15 protein-coding genes and 1 pseudogene (1 of these 16 running past the window's edge) are annotated in these 18,575 nt (G+C 71.8%); 3 read left to right on the forward strand and 13 right to left on the reverse strand.

Annotated features, from left to right (window positions below):
- A protein-coding gene (locus CP976_RS17550) for a stage II sporulation protein M (RefSeq protein WP_150481227.1) crosses the window boundary here: on the reverse strand, positions 1 to 140 show its 5' end (the start). 868 nt of this gene lie to the left of the window's left edge; only the first 140 of its 1,008 coding nucleotides appear in the window; the start codon lies at positions 138 to 140; its stop codon lies beyond the left edge, outside the window.
- Positions 141 to 267: 127 nt separating this feature from the next.
- Here CP976_RS17550 and CP976_RS17555 point away from each other — a divergent pair, with 127 nt between their 5' ends.
- Positions 268 to 1,260: an RDD family protein gene (locus tag CP976_RS17555; RefSeq protein WP_150481228.1), complete on the forward strand. Its 993-nt coding sequence runs from the start codon at positions 268 to 270 to the stop codon at positions 1,258 to 1,260.
- A gap of 35 nt (positions 1,261 to 1,295) precedes the next feature.
- Here the strand turns inward: CP976_RS17555 and CP976_RS17560 are convergent, their stop codons facing one another.
- From CP976_RS17560 to CP976_RS17605, 9 genes and pseudogenes are all read right to left on the reverse strand, one after another.
- A complete protein-coding gene (locus CP976_RS17560; RefSeq protein WP_150481229.1) occupies positions 1,296 to 1,910 on the reverse strand; it encodes a hypothetical protein in 615 nt (204 codons plus the stop codon).
- A gap of 121 nt (positions 1,911 to 2,031) precedes the next feature.
- A complete protein-coding gene (gene ahcY, locus CP976_RS17565; RefSeq protein ID WP_150481230.1) occupies positions 2,032 to 3,489 on the reverse strand; it encodes an adenosylhomocysteinase in 1,458 nt (485 codons plus the stop codon).
- A gap of 362 nt (positions 3,490 to 3,851) precedes the next feature.
- Entirely contained in the window at positions 3,852 to 4,832 is a 981-nt protein-coding gene (locus CP976_RS17570) for a cation diffusion facilitator family transporter (RefSeq protein WP_150481231.1), read from the reverse strand.
- Between the two features lie 153 nt (positions 4,833 to 4,985).
- Entirely contained in the window at positions 4,986 to 6,137 is a 1,152-nt protein-coding gene (gene manA, locus CP976_RS17575; protein ID WP_150481232.1) for a mannose-6-phosphate isomerase, class I, read from the reverse strand.
- Positions 6,138 to 6,192: 55 nt separating this feature from the next.
- Entirely contained in the window at positions 6,193 to 7,320 is a 1,128-nt protein-coding gene (locus CP976_RS17580; protein WP_150481233.1) for an SIS domain-containing protein, read from the reverse strand.
- A 129-nt stretch (positions 7,321 to 7,449) separates the two neighbouring features.
- The gene (locus CP976_RS17585; protein WP_150481234.1) at positions 7,450 to 7,620 is read right to left on the reverse strand and encodes a Trm112 family protein; all 171 of its coding nucleotides are present in this window, start codon (positions 7,618 to 7,620) and stop codon (positions 7,450 to 7,452) included.
- 244 nt (positions 7,621 to 7,864) lie between these two features.
- On the reverse strand, positions 7,865 to 9,229 hold the full coding sequence (locus CP976_RS17590) for a phosphomannomutase/phosphoglucomutase (RefSeq protein WP_150481235.1): 1,365 nt from the start codon (positions 9,227 to 9,229) through the stop codon (positions 7,865 to 7,867).
- Between the two features lie 103 nt (positions 9,230 to 9,332).
- A pseudogene (locus tag CP976_RS44670) lies at positions 9,333 to 10,177 on the reverse strand (L-lactate permease).
- A 134-nt stretch (positions 10,178 to 10,311) separates the two neighbouring features.
- On the reverse strand, positions 10,312 to 10,734 hold the full coding sequence (locus tag CP976_RS17605; protein ID WP_150481236.1) for a DUF3499 domain-containing protein: 423 nt from the start codon (positions 10,732 to 10,734) through the stop codon (positions 10,312 to 10,314).
- A 294-nt stretch (positions 10,735 to 11,028) separates the two neighbouring features.
- On the opposite strand from CP976_RS17605, the gene CP976_RS17610 reads away from it, so the two are divergent.
- Positions 11,029 to 11,484 carry a metallopeptidase family protein gene (locus CP976_RS17610; protein WP_150481237.1) on the forward strand — a complete coding sequence of 152 codons (456 nt, stop codon included), beginning with the start codon at positions 11,029 to 11,031 and terminating at the stop codon, positions 11,482 to 11,484.
- A gap of 87 nt (positions 11,485 to 11,571) precedes the next feature.
- Here CP976_RS17610 and CP976_RS17615 read toward each other — a convergent pair whose 3' ends face one another.
- The 3 genes from CP976_RS17615 to CP976_RS17625 form a co-directional block, all read right to left on the reverse strand.
- A complete protein-coding gene (locus CP976_RS17615; RefSeq protein WP_150481238.1) occupies positions 11,572 to 13,098 on the reverse strand; it encodes a DUF5719 family protein in 1,527 nt (508 codons plus the stop codon).
- Positions 13,095 to 16,766 carry a glycosyltransferase family 2 protein gene (locus CP976_RS17620; protein WP_150481239.1) on the reverse strand — a complete coding sequence of 1,224 codons (3,672 nt, stop codon included), beginning with the start codon at positions 16,764 to 16,766 and terminating at the stop codon, positions 13,095 to 13,097. The genes CP976_RS17615 and CP976_RS17620 overlap by 4 nt, the downstream gene beginning before the upstream one ends.
- 267 nt (positions 16,767 to 17,033) lie before the next feature.
- Complete coding sequence (locus CP976_RS17625; RefSeq protein WP_010034659.1) at positions 17,034 to 17,297, reverse strand: WhiB family transcriptional regulator; 264 nt, start codon at positions 17,295 to 17,297, stop codon at positions 17,034 to 17,036.
- A gap of 659 nt (positions 17,298 to 17,956) precedes the next feature.
- On the opposite strand from CP976_RS17625, the gene CP976_RS17635 reads away from it, so the two are divergent.
- Positions 17,957 to 18,463: a cysteine dioxygenase gene (locus CP976_RS17635; RefSeq protein WP_150481241.1), complete on the forward strand. Its 507-nt coding sequence runs from the start codon at positions 17,957 to 17,959 to the stop codon at positions 18,461 to 18,463.
- The last annotated feature ends 112 nt before the right edge of the window (positions 18,464 to 18,575 follow it).

An 18,575-nucleotide genomic window follows, 5' to 3' on the forward strand; every position in this document is an offset into this window, starting at 1 on the left:
GAGAGGTGCGTGGCGGTGCGCTGGTAGAGGGTGACGAGTTCGTCGGCTTCGGCACCGCTGAGGCGACGCTGGCGACGCAGCAGAGCTTCCAGGCGGTCCCACTCCGCTCGGTGGGCGGAGACGAAGACGTCGAGGTCCATCGGTGTGCCTGCTCCTCGGCTGTTCGTCGGCGGCTCTCGTGGATCAGCTTGTCGTACTGGGGCGCGATGCGCCCTCAGCTTGGCAGACTGGCCCTGTCGGGGGCAGGGCAGGGGAAGGACGGCAGGCGTGAGTGAGCTGGTGACGGGCGAGGCGGTGGCGCTGGAGCTGCGCCCCGCGAGGTTGCCCAGCAGGGCGCTGGCCGTGTTGCTGGATCTTGTGGTGGCCGTGGCCGTCTATGTAGCGGTGACCATCGCGATCGTGGTTTCCACGGCCTCACTGGACGAGGCGGCGCAGACGGCGCTGTCGATCGCGACCTTCGTTCTCGTGCTGGTGGGCGGGCCGATCGCCGTGGAGACGCTCAGTCACGGACGCTCGCTCGGGAAGGTGGCGTGCGGTCTGCGTGTGGTGCGGGACGACGGGGGGCCGATCCGGTTCCGGCATGCGCTGGTGAGGGGCTTGATCGGAGTGATCGAGATCCTCATGACCTTCGGGGTCGTCGCGTGTATCGCCTCGTTCGTATCGGCGCGTGGGCGGCGGCTGGGGGATGTGTTCGCGGGGACTCTCGTCGTGAGGGAGCGGATTCCGGTCGCGCGGACCGGCTTCGTGCCGCCTCCTCCGCCCTGGCTGGCGGGGCGGTTCTCGGGGCTCGACCTGTCTGCGGTGCCCGACGGGCTGTGGCTCGCCGTCCGTCAGTACCTGACGCGTATGCAGCAACTGGACCCGCAGGTCGGCTGGTCCATGGCGGAGCGGCTGGCGTCGGATCTCGCCGGACGTACGGGGGTTCCCGTGCCGCAGGGTGTTCCGCCCGCGGCGTATCTGGCGGCGGTCGTGCATGAACGGCAGTCGCGGGAGGCCCGTCGGGCTTTCGGGAGCGGGCCGGGCTCGTCGACCCCGTCGGCTGCCGGGGCTCCTCCGGCTGCTGAGGCCGGTCCGGCTGCCTATGCGGCTTCAGTTGCTGATACCCCTTCGGCAGCGGGCGCGACGTCCGCTGTGTACGGACCGCCGGTCGTGCCGCCCGGCGCGGCTGTTGTCGAGTCGTCCGGCGGGGCCGCGCCCGAGGAGTCGCATGAGGTGCCGACGGGCGATCGGCCCGGGACCGGGTTCGTGCCGCCGGCGTAGGGAGGGCGGGGCTGCCCGTTCAGCGGAGGTTGCGCTCAGGGGAACACCGACGGCGGTGATTCGAGGTCTTCGAGCTCGATGCCGGGGGCCGCGAGCACCACATCGCCGGCGATGTGCACGGAGTGCTGTTCGCCCGTGTCCAGGGCTGTGACCTGGTATTCGTCCACGGTCAGGGGGCCGTTGTCAGTGGCGTGTGCTTCTCTTTTCAGCAAGGTCCACGACTGGTCCACGGTGCGCGGGGCGAGGACCGGATCCGTGAAGGCGACGAGGCGTACGCGGGTGCCGGCTGAGGAGGGGGTGAGGCGCAGGAGACGGGTGGTGGCGATGAGGAACGCCGGGGAGGTGCCGGTGAAGGCGTGGGCGCGCACATTGCCTTCGGTGGCGTCGGTTCCGGTGGGATCGGTGCGGACCCAGGTGACGCCGTCGAGGGCGGCGCCGCGGACCTGCCAGGCGGCGGCGTGGAGTTCGAGGCGGATGGGGCGGCCGAGTTCGTCGAGGGTGAGGTCGACGGAGCCGTGGTGATCGCCCGAGGGGGTGGTCAGCTGGGAGACGTAGCGCCAGCCGGAAGGGCCGATGGCGCAGTGGAAGTGCTCTTCTGCGAGGGGGGTGTGATCGTGCGGATCGTGGAGCGAATAACGGCCGCGGGGCATGGGGGTCCTGGGTCTTGACGGGCTGGGCCGGTCGCTGGTCCGTCAAACGGGGCAGGCCCCCGGCACGGGGGTGCGGGGGCCTGCCTCGGGGGACCTGACCGGCAGCGCTGTGCTGCTCGGCTCAGTAGCGGTAGTGGTCCGGCTTGTACGGGCCCTCGACCTGCACGCCGATGTACTCGGCCTGCTCGGGACGCAGCGTGGTCAGCTTCACGCCGAGCGCCTCCAGGTGAAGGCGGGCGACCTTCTCGTCCAGGTGCTTGGGCAGCACATAGACACCGGTCGGATACTCGTCGGGCTTGGTGAACAGCTCGATCTGCGCCAGCGTCTGGTCCGCGAACGAGTTGGACATTACGAACGACGGGTGACCCGTGGCGTTGCCCAAATTCAGCAGACGCCCCTCGGACAGCACGATGATCACCTTGCCGTCCGGGAAGGTCCAGGTGTGCACCTGCGGCTTGACCTCGTCCTTGACGATGCCGGGGATCTTCGCCAGGCCGGCCATGTCGATCTCGTTGTCGAAGTGGCCGATGTTGCCGACGATGGCCTGGTGCTTCATCTTGGCCATGTCCGAGGCCATGATGATGTCCTTGTTGCCGGTCGTGGTGATGAAGATGTCGGCCGTCTCGACAACCTCGTCCAGCGTCGTGACCTGGTAGCCGTCCATCGCCGCCTGCAGTGCGCAGATCGGGTCGATCTCCGTGACGATCACACGGGCACCCTGGCCGCGCAGGGACTCCGCACAGCCCTTACCCACATCCCCGTAGCCGAAGACGACCGCGGTCTTGCCGCCGATGAGGACGTCGGTGGCACGGTTGATGCCGTCGATGAGCGAGTGGCGGCAGCCGTACTTGTTGTCGAACTTCGACTTCGTCACGGCGTCATTGACGTTGATCGCCGGGAACAGAAGAACACCGTCGCGCTGCATCTCGTACAGGCGGTGGACACCCGTCGTGGTCTCCTCGGTCACGCCACGGATCTCCGAAGCGAGCTGGGTCCACTTCTGGGAGCCGTCGGTGATGGTGCGGTTCAGGAGTTCGAGAATGACGCGGTGCTCGTCGTTCTCGGCGGTGTCGACGGCAGGGACCTTGCCGGCCTTCTCGTACTCGACGCCCTTGTGGACGAGGAGGGTGGCGTCACCACCGTCGTCCAGGATCATGTTCGGACCGCCGGTGGCGCTGTCCGGCCACGTCAGCGCCTGCTCCGTGCACCACCAGTACTCCTCCAGCGTCTCGCCCTTCCAGGCGAACACCGGGACGCCCTGCGGGTTGTCGGGCGTGCCGTTCGGGCCGACGGCGATGGCTGCCGCGGCGTGGTCCTGGGTGGAGAAGATGTTGCAGGAGGCCCAGCGGACCTGTGCGCCGAGGGCGACCAGGGTCTCGATGAGCACGGCCGTCTGCACGGTCATGTGCAGGGAGCCGGTGACACGGGCGCCGGCCAGGGGCTGCGCCTCGGCGTATTCCTTGCGGATCGCCATCAGGCCCGGCATCTCGTGCTCGGCGAGGGTGATCTCCTTGCGGCCGAACTCGGCCAGGGAAAGATCGGCGACCTTGAAGTCCTGTCGCGTGTCGACAGTCGTCATTGAGAGCTGCTCCTCGGGATTGGGTCGAGGTGGGTACGGCTGGTCTGCGCGGCGGCGGACACAGGGGTGCCCGAAAGAGGACACAGGCATGCCCGCGTGTGCGCAGCGCAGTCCGTCGGAGGCCCTCTCTCCCTCGGCCGGTCCGCGGTGGGACCGCCCGACCGCCATCAGCAGCGACGTCTGGCTCCGTCCCAAGCTACACCGGGGGCGCCTGCGATCCCCAGTCCGCAGGGAAACACATCAAGCCGATCCCGTGACGGGCGGGGGTGGGGGTGTCGGTGAGGTGCGGGAGTGGTGGAAGGCGGCGGGGCCCGCCGAGTGGTTCGGCGGGCCCCGTGACCGGAGGAGTCGTGCGGAGGGGGTCAGTGGTCGGTGGGGTGCGGGACGGGACCGCCGGGGCTTGCCTCGGGGTCGGGGCCCTTGGCGGCTTCGGCCTCGCTGTAGATGTCCGGCTCGAGGTAGATCACGCGGGCGATCGGGACGGCCTCGCGGATGCGGCCCTCGGCGGCGTTGATGGCGGCGGCGATCTCGGTGGCCGTCTCCTCGTGGCGGACGGCGATCTTGGCGGCGACGAGGAGTTCCTCGGGGCCGAGGTGGAGCGTGCGCATGTGGATGATGCGGGTGACCGTGTCGCCGTCGACGACGGCTGCCTCGATCTTCTGGGTCTCCTCGACGCCGGCGGACTCGCCGAGCAGCAGCGACTTGGTCTCGGCGGCGAGGACCAGGGCGATCAGGATGAGCAGGATGCCGATGCAGAGGGTGCCGATGCCGTCCCAGACGCTGTCGCCGGTGAGCAGGGCGAGGCCGACGCCGCCGAGGGCGAGGATCAGGCCGACGAGGGCGCCGAGGTCCTCCAGGAGGACGACCGGGAGCTCGGGGGCCTTGGCGTGGCGGACGAACTCCTTCCAGGAGCGCTTGCCCCGCAGGACGTTGGACTCCTTGATGGCCGTGCGGAAGGAGAAGGACTCGGCGATGATCGCGAAGACCAGGACGCCGACCGGCCAGTACCAGTGCGTCAGCTCGTGCGGGTGCTTGATCTTCTCGTAGCCCTCGTAGAGGGCGAACATGCCGCCGACCGAGAAGAGGACGATGGAGACGAGGAAGGCGTAGATGTAGCGCTCGCGGCCGTAGCCGAAGGGATGTTGCGGGGTGGCCTCGCGCTTGGCCTTCTTGCCGCCGACCAGGAGCAGCGCCTGGTTGCCGGAGTCGGCGAGCGAGTGGACGGACTCGGCGAGCATCGACGACGAGTTACTGAAGATGAACGCCACGAACTTCGCTACCGCGATCGCGAGGTTGGCGACCAATGCCGCCACGATCGCCTTGGTGCCGCCTGACGCGCTCATATGTTCGCGTTGTCCCTTCGTACGCCGTTCCAGGGCCCGGACGCTCGCCTTGCTGCGCCGCCCGCGACTTTGCCCGTGCTTGACGGTGGGCCATTGTTGCAGCCCGCTCGGGCCGCGGTGCTTCAGGTCACCAGCAAGGGGTCATCGAAACGGTCAGGCGACGACGGTGGCCCGGAAAAGCGTTCCCGTTCCGGACACTTCGGCCTTTTCGCCGGCCGGGACGAAGACGGACCGGCCCGGGGTCAGGTCGTGCTCGCCCGCCCGGACGGAACCGGCGGTGCAGAGCAGGATCTGCGGGGTCGCGCGGGTGAGGTCGTGGGCGCTGCCCGCCTCGGGGAGGACGTAGCGGGACAGGCGGAACTCGTCGATCGGGGTCTCGTAGAGCTCCTCGCCGTCCGGGGAGGCCTCGGGGCGCAGGACGCCGGGGTCGCTGGGCCGGAATCGGACGATGCGCAGGAGCTCGGGGACGTCGACGTGCTTGGGGGTCAGGCCGCACCGCAGGACGTTGTCGGAGTTGGCCATGATCTCGACGCCGAGGCCGTTCAGGTAGGCGTGCGGGACGCCGGCGCCGAGGTAGAGGGCCTCGCCGGGCTGGAGCCGGACGTGGTTCAGCAGCATGGCGGCGAGGACGCCGGGGTCGCCCGGGTAGTGGTGGGCGATGTCGGCGTAGGGGGCGTAGGCGCCGCCGAGTCGGGTGCAGGCTGCCGCCGCCTCCGCGACCGTCCGGGACATCTCCTCGGGGTCGGCGGTGAGGATCGCCGTGAGGACTTCGCGCAGGGCGGCGTCCTCGGGGTGGGCGTGCAGCAGGTCGACGTACGGCTTGAGGGAGTCGACGCCGAGGTCGTCGAGCAGGCCGGCGGCGGCGAGCGGGTCGCGGAAGCCGCACAGGCCGTCGAACTCGGTAAGGGCGCAGATCAGTTCGGGCTTGTGGTTGGCGTCCTTGTAGTTGCGGTGCGGGGCGTCCACGGGGATGCCGCGGCGCTCCTCGTCCGCGTAGCCCTCCTTGGCCTGCTCCAGGTCGGGGTGGACCTGGAGGGAGAGCGGGGCGCCGGCGGCGAGGATCTTGAGGAGGAAGGGCAGGCGGGGGCCGAACTTGGCGACCGCGGCCGGTCCGAGCTCCTTTTCCGGGTCGGCGTCGATGACCTCGACGAGCGTGCCCCGGTCGGTGCGTGAGGGCGCGCCCGGGTGGGCGCCCATCCACATCTCCGCCTGTGGCTCGCCGGTCGGTTCGGTACCGAGCAGGTGCGGGATGGCGGTGGGAGAACCCCAGGCGTAGGGGCGGATGGTGTTGTCGAGGCGGTCCATGGGGTCTCTCTTGCGTGTTCGGGCGTGCTGGCGCGTCAGGTTGTCCCTGGCATGATCAGGCCCTCGAAGCGAGCGCCAGGTAAACCGCGGCGAAATCCGTGATGGCGATCAGTTCCGCGAGGGTCTCCAGCTCGCCGCCCTCCTCCGGTTCCAGTTCGCTGATCGGCGTGTCATGGCTGAGGGCCAGGTCGCGGGCGCCTGGGGCGGCGGTGAGGCCGCCGATGGGGCGGTCGCGGAGGAGCACCACGCGCGCGTGCAGGGCGGGTGGTTCCTCGACGCGGTCGCGGAAGAAGTCGTCGGGGTCGGCGCTGGCGGCCAGTGGGCCGGCGAGCAGGGCGCTGTGTGCGGCGAGGGCCTCGGGGAGTTCGGCGACGACCGCGGGGGTGCCGGACAGCTCGGCGAGCGCGGCGGCGAAACGGCGGCCCGCCGGGCCGGCCGAGATGCCCTCGGTCCAGACGATGGGGAGCGCGTCGGCGAGTTCGGCTGCGAGGGTCTTGGCGGGGTTGCTGTAGGTGGCGATGGCGGGGCCGCAGCGTTCGGCGATGGCTTCGAGGCGGTCGGCGACCTTGCCGAGGGCGTCCGGCGGCGCGGCGAGCACTCCCGTACGGTCCAGCAGCGCGAGCAGGGGGGTGAGCAGCGCCCACAGGACGCCGGGGGCGGAGGCGGCGAGGGGCTCGTCCTCGTCGTACGGGGCGGTCGCCATGGGGACGAACAGGCCGTGCGAGCCGTTCACCGCGTCGGCGAGCGGGGAGCGGCTGGGGGCCACGGCGACGACGTTGCAGCCGCGGCGGTAGGCCTGTTCGGCGAGGAGGGACAGGCCCGGTTCGCTGCCGTCCGGGGTGGTGATCAGGAGGAGGTCGACGGAGCCGACCCAGCCGGGCAGTTCCCAGCGCAGGGCGCCCGCGGCGGGGGCGACGCCGGTGGGGGCCAGCCGCGTGACCGGGCTGCCGGCGCCGGCGAGGGTGCCGATGAGGTCGGCGGCGTGGGTGGCGGCGGCGCCCGGGCCGGCGATGAGGACGGCGCGGGGACGGCCGTCGGGCTTGAGGTCGTTGATGCCGGCCTCGGCGGAGTGGCGGGCGGCCGTGCGGACGCGGGCGCCGGCTTCTGCGGCGCCGCGGAGCAGCCCGCGGTGGTCGGCCTCGGAGAGGCCTTCCGGGGAGTCGAGCAGCGATTCGTCGAGCATGGGCGGCAGCCTCCGATGGCCGGGGTCCGTTCCGGGCCCCGCTTTTTGGGGTGTCCTACGATCGGTGCCCGTTGTGCCGGGGGCTATGTGCACCGGGGTTTCACGCGGGTGTGTCTGCCCGGGCGGGGCCTACGCGGGGCGGCGGGCCTCGTCGACCAGGAGGACGGGGATGCCGTCGCGGACCGGGTAGGCCAGGCCGCAGGTCTGGTCGGTGCAGAGCAGTTCGGTGTCCTGCTCCTTGAGGGGGGCGTGGCAGGCCGGGCAGGCGAGGATGTCGAGGAGGCCGGCTTCGATGGCCATGCGGGGTCCCTTCGGGGATGAAGCGGGGTGGGGCGTTGGTGTTTGGGTGGTGCGGATGTGCCTGGTCAGGGTACCGCCGGTCGCGGTGAGGCGAGGGTGGTTGGTGGGTGCGGGGGTGGGCGCTGGGCTTTGTGAAGGGGCTCCGCCCCCTTGACCCCGATAGGGGCTCCGCCCCCTTGACCCCCGGGCCTTTGCCCACCCGCCGCCCGAACCGGTCGGACAAGAGGCTGGGCTCGCCTCCCCGTCAGCCCCTGATGATCGCCAGTGCCTCGTCCCGCACCCTGGCCATCGTCTCCGGGTCCCTCGCCTCCGCGTTCAGGCGAAGCAGCGGCTCCGTGTTGGAGGGGCGGACGTTGAACCACCAGTCGGTGGCTGAGACGGTCAGGCCGTCCAGTTCGTCGAGGGTGATGCCCTCGCGGCCCTGGTACGCGGAGCGGATCGCGGCGAGGCGGGCCGCCTGGTCGGTGACCGTGGAGTTGATCTCGCCGGAGCCGGCGTAGCGGTCGTACTGGGCGACGAGGGCGGAGAGGGTGCCCGGCTGGCCGCCGAGGGCCGCCAGGACGTGGAGGGCGGCCAGCATGCCCGTGTCGGCGTTCCAGAAGTCGCGGAAGTAGTAGTGGGCGGAGTGCTCGCCGCCGAAGATCGCGCCTGAGCGCGCCATCTCCGCCTTGATGAAGGAGTGGCCCACGCGGGTGCGGACCGGGGTGCCGCCGTTCTCCGCGACGACCTCGGGGACCGACCAGGACGTGATCAGGTTGTGGATGATCGTGCCCTTGCCGCCGTGTCTGGCCAGTTCGCGGGAGGCCACCAGGGCGGTGATCGCCGACGGGGAGACCGGCTCGCCGCGCTCGTCGACGACGAAGCAGCGGTCGGCGTCGCCGTCGAAGGCGAGACCCAGGTCGGCGCCCTCCTCCCGGACTCGCTTCTGGAGGTCGACGAGGTTGGCCGGGTCGAGGGGGTTGGCCTCGTGGTTGGGGAACGTGCCGTCGAGTTCGAAGTACATCGGGACCAGCGTGAGGGGCAGGCCGGTGAAGACCTCGGGGACCGTGTGGCCGCCCATGCCGTTGCCCGCGTCGACGACGACCTTCAGGGGGCGGATGGAGGTCAGGTCGACCAGGGAGCGCAGGTGCGCCGCGTAGTCCGACAACGTGTCGCGGCCGGTGATGGTTCCGGGCGTGACGGCCGGCTCGGGGGCGCCCGACTCGCTCCAGCGCTCGACCAGTTCGCGGATCTCGGCGAGGCCGGTGTCCTGGCCGACCGGGGCGGCGCCCATGCGGCACATCTTGATGCCGTTGTACTGCGCCGGGTTGTGGGAGGCGGTGAACATGGCGCCCGGCAGGTTCAGCGCGCCCGAGGCGTAGTAGAGCTGGTCCGTCGAGCACAGGCCGATCTCGGTCACGTCGGCGCCCAGCGCCGCCGCCCCGCGCGCGAAGGCGCGTGACAGGCCCGGTGAGGAGGGCCGCATGTCGTGCCCGGTCGCGATGGCGCTCGCGCCGGTGACCCGCACGAAGGCCGCTCCGAAGAGCTCGGCCAGGGACTCGTCCCACTGGTCGGGGACGACTCCGCGTACGTCGTACGCCTTCACGACCTGAGACAGATCAGCAGCCACGGCCAACCTTCCTGAAAAAGTACTGTCGGTCCGCACAAACTACCCCCGGCCGCTGACAGCGCGCTGGGCGGACGCCGAGTCGGCGCCCGGGCGTCGTCTCAGGTCACGGCAGCATCCAGTCCAGGACGAGTGTGCTCTGACCGACCACGATCAGGCACATCACCAGCAGCAGGCCGAGGCTCCACGGCAGTACCTTGCGCAGCAAGTCGCCCTCGCGGCCCGCGAGGGCGACGGCCGCGCAGGCGATGGTGAGGTTCTGCGGGGAGATCATCTTGCCGAGGACGCCGCCGGAACTGTTGGCGGCGGCCAGGAGGTCGGGCGGCAGCTCGGCGAGCAGTAGGGGCGATTGACTGCCCCCCGCACCTAGCGTGGTCGACACCCCGTACAACCGGGTCCACCGGACGTATCCGGAGTTGTGCCTTCAGGGGCTCGCACGCTGGGGTGACGAACGTAGCATCGGCGCCCTCCAGGTGACCGCAGCCCGTGGGCCCCGGTACTACGACTGGCCCTTCGTCAACTACCCGCTCACGCTGGAGCAGGCTTGCTGCTCGGATCACCGATGGCTTCGATGGAGACGTAGTTGGAGGCGGCGAACTGGGCGACGGCGAAGGCGACTCCGCAGGCGAGGGCGGGCACCCAGGTCTCGCGCAGACCCCGTCGGCCGTCCACCAGCCAGACCAGAGACGGTCATCCGGTACACCCGCAGGGCGTTGACGACGATCCACAGGATGGGGAAGAGGCCGAACACGGCGCCCTGCACGGCGCCGGAGAGCGCCTGCCCCAGGGGCATGCCTACGCGAGCCGGGCGACGAGGACGGCGGCGAGGAGGCCGGTCAGGCCCCCCAGGTGCGCCTTCATGCGGACGCCGCCGAGCAGGACCAGGACGATCACGAGAGGCAGGGCCGCCACGAGGGCGGACAGGCCCAGTGAGCCGGCGACGGGTTCCAGTTCCTGGACGTACGCGGGCGCCTCCCCTGGTTTCCGTCACGCGAAAGCGATTTCTCGCGGCCTCAAAACGGAATGGTCATGTCCGCGCCAAGCCCGCGTCAATGGGTGTGCGCGGGGAGGAACCGGGGGTGCGGTCAGTTGTCGGGCGACCGGAGGACGCGCAGGTGGCCCCGCCGGGCGACCTCCATCGGGTCGGCCGCGCGCCCGCCGCCACCGGCCCCGGCCGCCCGCTCCTGGGGACGGGCCGCCTCCCGAACGGCGTTCGCAAGCGCTTCCAGGTCGTCGCCGCTGGGGCGCGCCGGAGTCGAGCCGTCGAGGAGCCGGACGACCTCCCAGCCGCGCGGGGCGGTGAGGCGCTCGGAGTGCTCGGCGCACAGGTCGTAGCAGTGGGGTTCGGCGTAGGTGGCGAGCGGGCCGAGGACCGCGGTCGAGTCGGCGTAGACGTACGTCAGCGTCGCGACGGCGGGACGGCCGCAGGCGGTGCGCGAACAGCGACGTACAGGGCTCACGACGTTGGACGGTACCGCACTCTTGAGCGGGCCGCGACGACTCTCCACCAGGTCACTCCCCCGTGTCGTGCTGTGAAACGCCCCACACCCCCCTTCCGGCCCACCCTGCTGACCTGCCCGGACATCGCCGTCCGGGATGTCGAACGACCCCTCAAGCGGTCAAGAGTCGTCACAAAACCCTCAATTGCCGTGAGGTCGCCGGTCTCAGCGGGATACGGAATCGAGCCCAACCTTGGCTGGAATGGTCATGTAACGACATGCCGTACCGGTCGGCCGGAAGCCGTCCGTACCGCCGTGCGGTGCGGGGCGCGGGGGCGCGGCGGGGACTACCCTTCACCAGTGATGGACAAGCCCGTAACGCCCCGAGCCGCCGCCCCCGGGCCCCGCCGCCGTGACCGCCACGGCCGGGGCATGCGCGGCCCGATCGCACCGCCGCAGGTGCCGCTCGCCGCCAGCCGTGCGGAGGCGTTCGCGGATCTGGTGCAGGACTCCGTGGAACGCCTGGAGCGGCGCTGGCCGCAGCTCGCCGACATCGATTTCCTGGTGCTGGAGGTGCCGCGGCTCGACGGGCCCGGCCAGGCCTGGAACGACGAGGCCGTTCCGCTGGGCGGCACGGTCAGCGCCCGCGAGGGGCGCCCCGCGCGCGTCGTGGTCTACCGGCGGCCGGTCGAGATCCGCACCAAGGGGCGCGACGAGCGGGCGGCGCTGGTGCACGAGATCGTCGTCGAGCAGGTCGCCGAGCTGCTGGGGCTGACGCCGGAGACGGTGGATCCGCGGTACGGCGAGGACCAGGGCTGAGACGGCCGGCTGCGGTCGGGGCTGCTTCCGCAGCACCGACCGCAGTGGTCAGGGCTGCGCCTGCACCGCCGACCGCAGCGGTCAGGATTACTTCTGCAACACCGACAGGTCCTCGTCCGCCTCCGGTACCGCGACCGTCCCCCGGTCGTCGGGGAGCGTCTGCACGGTGAAGCCGGGCACGCCGCCCTCCGTCGCCGTCAGGGTGCGGGCGCCGTAGACCGGACCGCCGGACTTCGGCTCGACCGTGAGCGCGTACCTGCCCTTCAGGCCGCCGGGGACCGGGGGCTCGATGTCCTGCGTCGTGCCCGCCTTGATCGTGTACGTCTTCGACACCGGTGTGCCGCCCTCGCTGCCCGCCGAGGCGGTGACCTCGACCGTGGCGGCGCGGTCGGGGGCGATCAGGGAGAGCGTGCTGCCCTTGGCGCTGTTGTCGGCGGACGTCGCGCGCGTGCCGACCGGGCGGGTGGCCGGGATGAACGCCGTCTCCTGCTTGTCGCCCTTGCCGCGTACGACCCGCAGGGCCGCCACGACCGGCACGGACCGGTCCGTCGGCGTCAGCACCAGGGAGCCCGCCTCGCCGCGTGTCACGTCGCCCAGGTCGACGGCGGTGGTCATGCCGCCCTTGACGTGCACCGTCTCGTTTCCGGCCGGGGTGATCAGCCCGGAGGGGGAGGCCAGGCGCAGCTTGAGGTCCGCGTCGGCGTCGCCGGGGGTGAAGGCGACCAGGCGCACGGAGGTGGCGTCCTTGGGGATGCCCGGCAGGACCAGGCTGCCCGACGGGTCCGTGGAAGCGGCCAGCCAGTCGCCGCCGAGCTTGTCGTCCAGGGCCTGCACGGCGGCGCCGACCCGGCCGCTGCGGACGTTGACGTGCACGGTGAGGTTGGTCTGCTCCTCGTCGGTGAGGGTGGACAGCAGGACCGGCTCGCTGGAGTGCGGCTGGACCGTGATGCCCTCCCCCACCGTGGACTGGAGGGCGCCGTCCTTGCCGTAGAGCTCGATGTCGACGACGGCGGCCGAGTCGTCGGGGTTCGTCAGGTGGACGTAGTCGGTGCGGTCGGCCGCGGTGCTGGCGCCGGCGAACCAGAAACTCGTGTCCGGAGCCGTGCAGTTGACGCCCTGGAGGCCGCGCCCGGTCCCCGCGGCGACCTCCGTCGTCTGCTGGACGGTCCAGCCGGGCGCGAACCTGCCGTCCGCGGTCCCGACCAGCGCGGGCGATTCGGCGCCCGAGCTGTCACCGGTGACCGGCTTGCCGGGCTCCTTGGAGGTCGGCATGGACTTCCCGGTCTTCCGCTCGCCGGACTGCCCGTCGTCCTTGCCCTTGTCGCCGCCCGCGCCCGAGCCGTCCGCCGACTCCTGGGCGGCCGCCCGGAGTTCGGCCTTGCCGCCGCTCCCGGTGCCCTTCGTGACGGGGGTGAAGGAGGTGTAGGACGTCTCCGCGATGTCGGACATGCTGGGCGCGGGGCACAGCAGGCTCGTGCGCTCGACGGGCAGTTGGGCTGCCGCCTTGACGGTGGACTCCGCGCCCGGGGTGTCCGGGGCGGACAGCGCGGCGAATCCGGTGACGGCGGCGAGCGCGGTCGCGCCGGCGATCAGGGACAGGGTCGTGCGGTTCACTGCTGGCTCCCGTCGGGACGCTCACTGCCCGTGCCGTGGGGGTGGTGCTGCTGCGCCGGGTCGTACGGCGTGCCGTAGCCCTGGGGGTAGGCCTGGTCGTAGCCCGTCTGGTCGTAACCCTGCTGGTCGTACGACGGGTTCTGGGGCTGGCCGCCGTACGCGTACGGGTCGTACTGGCCGCCCTGGTACGGATCCGCCGGGTACTGCTGTCCGTAGGCGTCCGCCGGGTACTGGGCGCCCTGGTACTGGTCGCCGTAGTTCGCGTACTCGCCGCTCTGCCGGCCGGCGTGCTCCCACTGTCCGTGGTTCTGCTGGGGCACGGGTGCCGGCGGCTGCTCGGGCTGCGGGGGCGGGAACTCCTCGGGCTGCGCCGCCCCTTCGGCCTCCGCCTCCGCCTGGGCGCGCAGGCGGCGGGCTCGGCGGCCCTCGCCCGCGACCGGCTGGGCCGGGACGACCGGCTCCTCGGGCAGGTCGTCGTCGATGTCGCGGCGCCTGCCGGGCAGGGCCAGCACGACGAGTACGACGGCGAGGAGGCCCTGCGCCCACAGCCACGCGGTGTGGCCGACCGGGTCGTCGTAGGTGACGTCCAGCCTGCCGCCGGTGGTGGGGAGCTCGAAGCCCTGGGCCCAGCCGTCGACCGTGGTACGGGTCAGCGGCTTGCCGTCGAGCGTGGCGGTCCAGCCGTCGGAGGCGGTGTCGGCCAGGCGCAGCACGCGTCCGTCGGCGCCGGCCGGGATCGTGGTGTGGATCTCGACGGGCCCGGCGGCGACGGGCTGGGGGGTGCCGGAGCCGGAGGCGGGGACGATGGTGGCGCGGGCGACCTCCTGGTCGATCTGCCACAGCGCCCCGCCGTCCTGCTGGCTGAGCCGGGTCAGGCCGGGTGTGGCGTCCAGGACGCGGGTGACATCGCGGGGCGCGCCCTGGTGGACGAGGACGTAGCGCACGGCGAAGCCGCCGAGCTGGTCGGCCTGGTCGGCGCCGGAGCCGGCGACGAGGTTGGCGACGACCTTGTCGAGCCTGCCGTTCTCGCCGTCGGCCGCGGCGATCTCGCCGTCGCCGAGTCGGGCGCCGGAGCCGCGGACCAGCATGTATCCGACGTGGGAGGGGGAGTCGCTGTCGAGGACGAGGGTGCGGGCCTGGTCGCTGCTGCCGCTCTCCTCGGCGACGAACGCGGGGACATGGGTCGGGTCGCGCCGCTCCACGGGGCCGTCGGCGCCGCGGATCATCCAGCCCGCGGCGACGAGCAGCGGGCCCGCGGCCGAGGCGAAGGCGATCAGCACGGCGACCGGCTGGCGCCAGCCGAAGCTCTGCTCGGCCACGCGCGCGCGTGCCCCGTCGGCGCCGAGCGCGGCGGCCGCCAGCAGGGCGATGCCGTAGACGAGCGTCGCGGGGCCGGACCAGGTGGAGCTGTTGGACAGGACCGCGAAGACGAAACCGGTCAGGGCGGCCGTCCAGGCCGTCCAGATGCCCAGCCGGCGTTCCGAGCGGAGCAGGGCGGCGAGTGCGGCCAGCACGATGCCGATCAGCATGAGGCCGCTGACGGTGCCGGGGCCGCCCGGGCTGGCGCCGAGCAGGTCGAGGGCGGAGGCGGCCGAGGGGCGGTACTCCAGACCGGCTTCCCGGAAGAAGCCGAACGGGATCAGCGACAGCGACCAGGGCGCGAGGACCAGCAGGGGCGTGCCGAGCTGGGCGAGGAACCGCAGCCCGTACGCCGTGATGTCGGCCCGCCGCAGGACCAGCAGCCCGGCGCCGAGGAGCAGCGCGATGGGCCACACGACCGGGGTGAAGGCGGTGGTGATGGTCAGCAGCAGCGCGTACGCCCACGTGGCACGCCAACTGCCGCGCGTCCCCGCAGGATTCGCCAGGCCGCTGGCGGCGATGCCCGCGCGGGCGATGAGCGGCAGCAGCACGGCCAGGACGGCGGTGCCGATCCGGCCGCCGGCGAGGGCGCCGGTGGCGGCGGGCAGGAAGGCGTAGACGACGGCCGCCCACGCGCGCAGCAGCCTGGACTCGACCAGCGGGCGGGAGGCGAAGTAGGCGCTGAGACCGGCCAGCGGCACCGAGCAGACGAGCAGCAGCGTGACGGCGAGGCCGGTCGAGCCGAACAACAGGGACGCCAGCATGGCCACGAGCGCGAGGTACGGCGGCGCGGAGGAGGTGCCGCCGGCGGCGACCGGGTGCCAGGCGTCCAGGTAGCGCGCCCACAGTTCGGAGGAGTCGGACGGGGCCGGCAGCAGGGCGCCGCCCGAGAGCGCGCCGCCGCCGAGGAGTTCGCGGCAGGCGGCCAGGGAGACGAGCAGCAGCACCAGGAAGAGCACCGGCCCGGGCTTGCGCGCGATGCGCTTGAGCCGGGCGAACTGCTCGATCTCCAGGAAGTCGGCGTCGTCGCCGCCGGGGCCGGACTCGACGGCACCGCCGTGCCGTCCGGCGCCGGAGGCGACCTCGGCGTCGGAGCGGCCGACGACGTTGCCCGCGACCTGCTCGACGGTCATGCGGACGGTCGCGCCGGGCGGCGGGAACAGCGGCCGCAGTTCGTCCTTGTCGATCCGGGGTGTGCCTCTGCCGCGCCGCCCGGCGAGGATCCGCTCGGGCCTGAGCAGCGTGCCCATGAGGCCGCGGATCTCGTCGACGGCCTGTCCGGGGACCTTGCCGACGACGTAGGCGACGGTCCGCAGCAGTGTGCCGAGCACGATCCGCAGCAGCACCCAGGGCAGCACGGCCGTACGCGCGTTGACGAGCAGGGTGTAGACGGCGCCGGCCTTGTCGACCTTGTGCGGGGACGCGGCCGTGCGGCCCACGCAGTCGACCGTGCGGCGCTCGCGGGAGGCCGCCTCGGCGTGCCGGACGACCGCCTCGGGGGCGACCAGGACGCGGTAGCCCGCCGCGTGCGCGCGCCAGCACAGGTCGACGTCGTCGCGCATGAGGGGCAGGTGCCGGTCGAAGCCGCCGAGCTGTTCGAAGACGTCGCGGCGGATCAGCATGCCGGCGGTGGACACCGACAGCACGGGCCGGACGTGGTCGTGCTGGCCCTGGTCCTGCTCGCGGCGGTCCAGGCCGGTCCAGCGGCGGCCGGAGTTGGCGATGCTGACGCCGACCTCGAGCAGCTGCCGCCGGTCGTACCAGCCGCGGAGCTTGGGGCCCACGACGGCCACGTCCTCGCGGCCCAGCTCGTACTCGTTGTCCACGACCCGCAGCAGCTGGGCCAGGGCGTCGGGCTCCGGGGCGCAGTCGTCGTGCAGCAGCCACAGCCACTGCACCGGCTCTCCGTGCGGGAGCTCGGGCATGTCGTACGCGTCGTCGCGCCAGGAGCGGGTGACCGGGTCCCAGCCGCTGGGCCGCTTCAGGTACGGGAGGTGCTCGGGGGTGAGGACCGGGGCGGTGCGGCCGCACTCCTCGACGGCCTGGCCGAAGCCGGTGCGGCGGGCGAGGTGCAGCACGCGGTCGGCGCCGAGGGCGTCGGTGACCAGCTGGGCGGAGGCGTCCGCGCTGCCGGTGTCGGCGCCCATCGCGTACTGGACGGGTCGCTCCTGGCCGAGCAGCCCGGCGAGCGCGTCGGGCAGCCAGCGGGCGCCGTCGTGGGAGACGAGGACCGCGGTCACCACATGACGCGGGAACTCAGGTGCGGCAGCGCTGTCGTGATGAGCTGCCGGGTGGCTGTGCACGGACATCGAGGTACGGGCCCCGGTTCGGTGGACTGCGGTGGACGCCTGCGGCCGGTGGGGGCAGCGGGGCGTCTCGGACGAGCGACCACACTATCGGCTGCGCAACAAGGGGGCCCGCCGCCTGTGGATAACCCACCTGCGACGGGCCGTTCGAACCGTGCGTGCGTACGTATGTGCGCTGTCTGTCGGATGCGCGTTGTCCGTCGGATCGGCGTTGTCCGGATGCGCGTTGCCCGTCGGGCGCGCGCTGTCGGTGTATCGCGCCGTCCGGGATCAGACCGCCGCCTTCTTCAGCCGGCGGCGCTCCCGCTCGGACAGGCCGCCCCAGATGCCGAATCGCTCGTCGTTGGCGAGGGCGTACTCGAGGCACTCGGAGCGGACCTCACAGGCGAGGCAGACCTTCTTGGCCTCCCTGGTCGAGCCGCCCTTCTCGGGGAAGAAGGACTCGGGGTCGGTCTGGGCGCACAGTGCGCGCTCCTGCCAGCCGAGTTCCTCGTCCGCGTCGTCGACCAGCAGTTGCTGCACCGTCTCGGTCATGTGCGCCCCTCGTCCGTCTTTCGCGTCCCCGTGATCTAGCCGTTACCGATTCCGGCTGAACGACACGAGTGAAATTACAAGTGTGCTGCTCCGGGCGAGTCAAGCCGAGATCTGCTATTGAGCCCCTTATTCACTCTGCGGAACCAAGGCCAAGCGGAAAGTGTTCAAATCACCATAAAACCTGACACACCGACGGAGCCCGCAGGGGCTCACGCCGTCCGCCGGACCCCTCGCAGACCTGTACGGAGAAGGACGCTCAGTGGTTCGATCTCGTTCCGACACGCACCTCGAAGCGAAACGGATCACAGTCGGATCACGACTACGCAACGGGGTTTGCGCGCCCGGTTGGACGCCATGTGTCCCGGGCGCGGCATGAACAAACCTTTCATCTGAGTGAACGACCGGATGAGGTGAACCACATCCCACAGAGCGGGTGCCGAGTTGACAGTGAGGGTGTGAACCGGTGTCCTAGTGGGCATGCTCGCGAACTTGGCACTCACCTCGACCCGCACCGCCGGGTCCCTCGGTGCTGCCCGCGCTCGCTGTAGCTGTTGCTGTTCCAGCTGTTGAGCTCCACCTGCTCCAGTTGAAGGCCGAGCCACCCGTCTCTCGGCTTCTGTTCCCTCTGACCTTCTTTCACTGAGGAACCACCACCACCCATGAACAGCGACAGCGACCTCCAGATCGCCGGCGACATCCTCGAAGTCCCGCATCTGCTCCAGACCCCGCGCGAGCACCCGGCCACCGTCGCCGAGTTCGTCGGACTCGCCCGCTCCATCGCCGCCGACCGCTCCCAGTGGGAGCACCTCGTCCGGTACGACGCGACCAGCCGCTGGTACCACCGGCTGCGCACGGGCCCGGGCTACGAGGTGTGGCTGCTGTCCTGGGTGCCCGGACAGGGCAGCGGGCCGCACGACCACGGCCGCTCCTCCGGTGTGCTGACCGTGCTGGACGGCACGCTGACCGAGCGCACGGAGCGGGGCACACGCGCCTTGCGGGCAGGCGCGCAGCACGTTTTCGCGCCGGGGTACGTGCACGAAGTCCTGAACGACGCACTGGAGCCGGCGGTCAGCCTGCACGTCTACTACCCGGGCCTGACGGAGATGCCGATGCACACGGCCCAGCACTGCGAGGCCCGGAGCGTGCCGGGCGTCGTGACCGCCTGACCGATGGCGTGCCGTGCCCGATCGGTTGGCGTGAGTGCCTGACCGGTTGCCGTGGCCGCTGACCGGTTGCGGTGGTCGCCGACCGGTTGTCGTAGGCGCCTGCAAGACTGGC

Origin of the sequence: Streptomyces coeruleorubidus (genome assembly GCF_008705135.1) — a bacterium.
Taxonomy (GTDB): Bacteria; Actinomycetota; Actinomycetes; order Streptomycetales; family Streptomycetaceae; genus Streptomyces; species Streptomyces coeruleofuscus.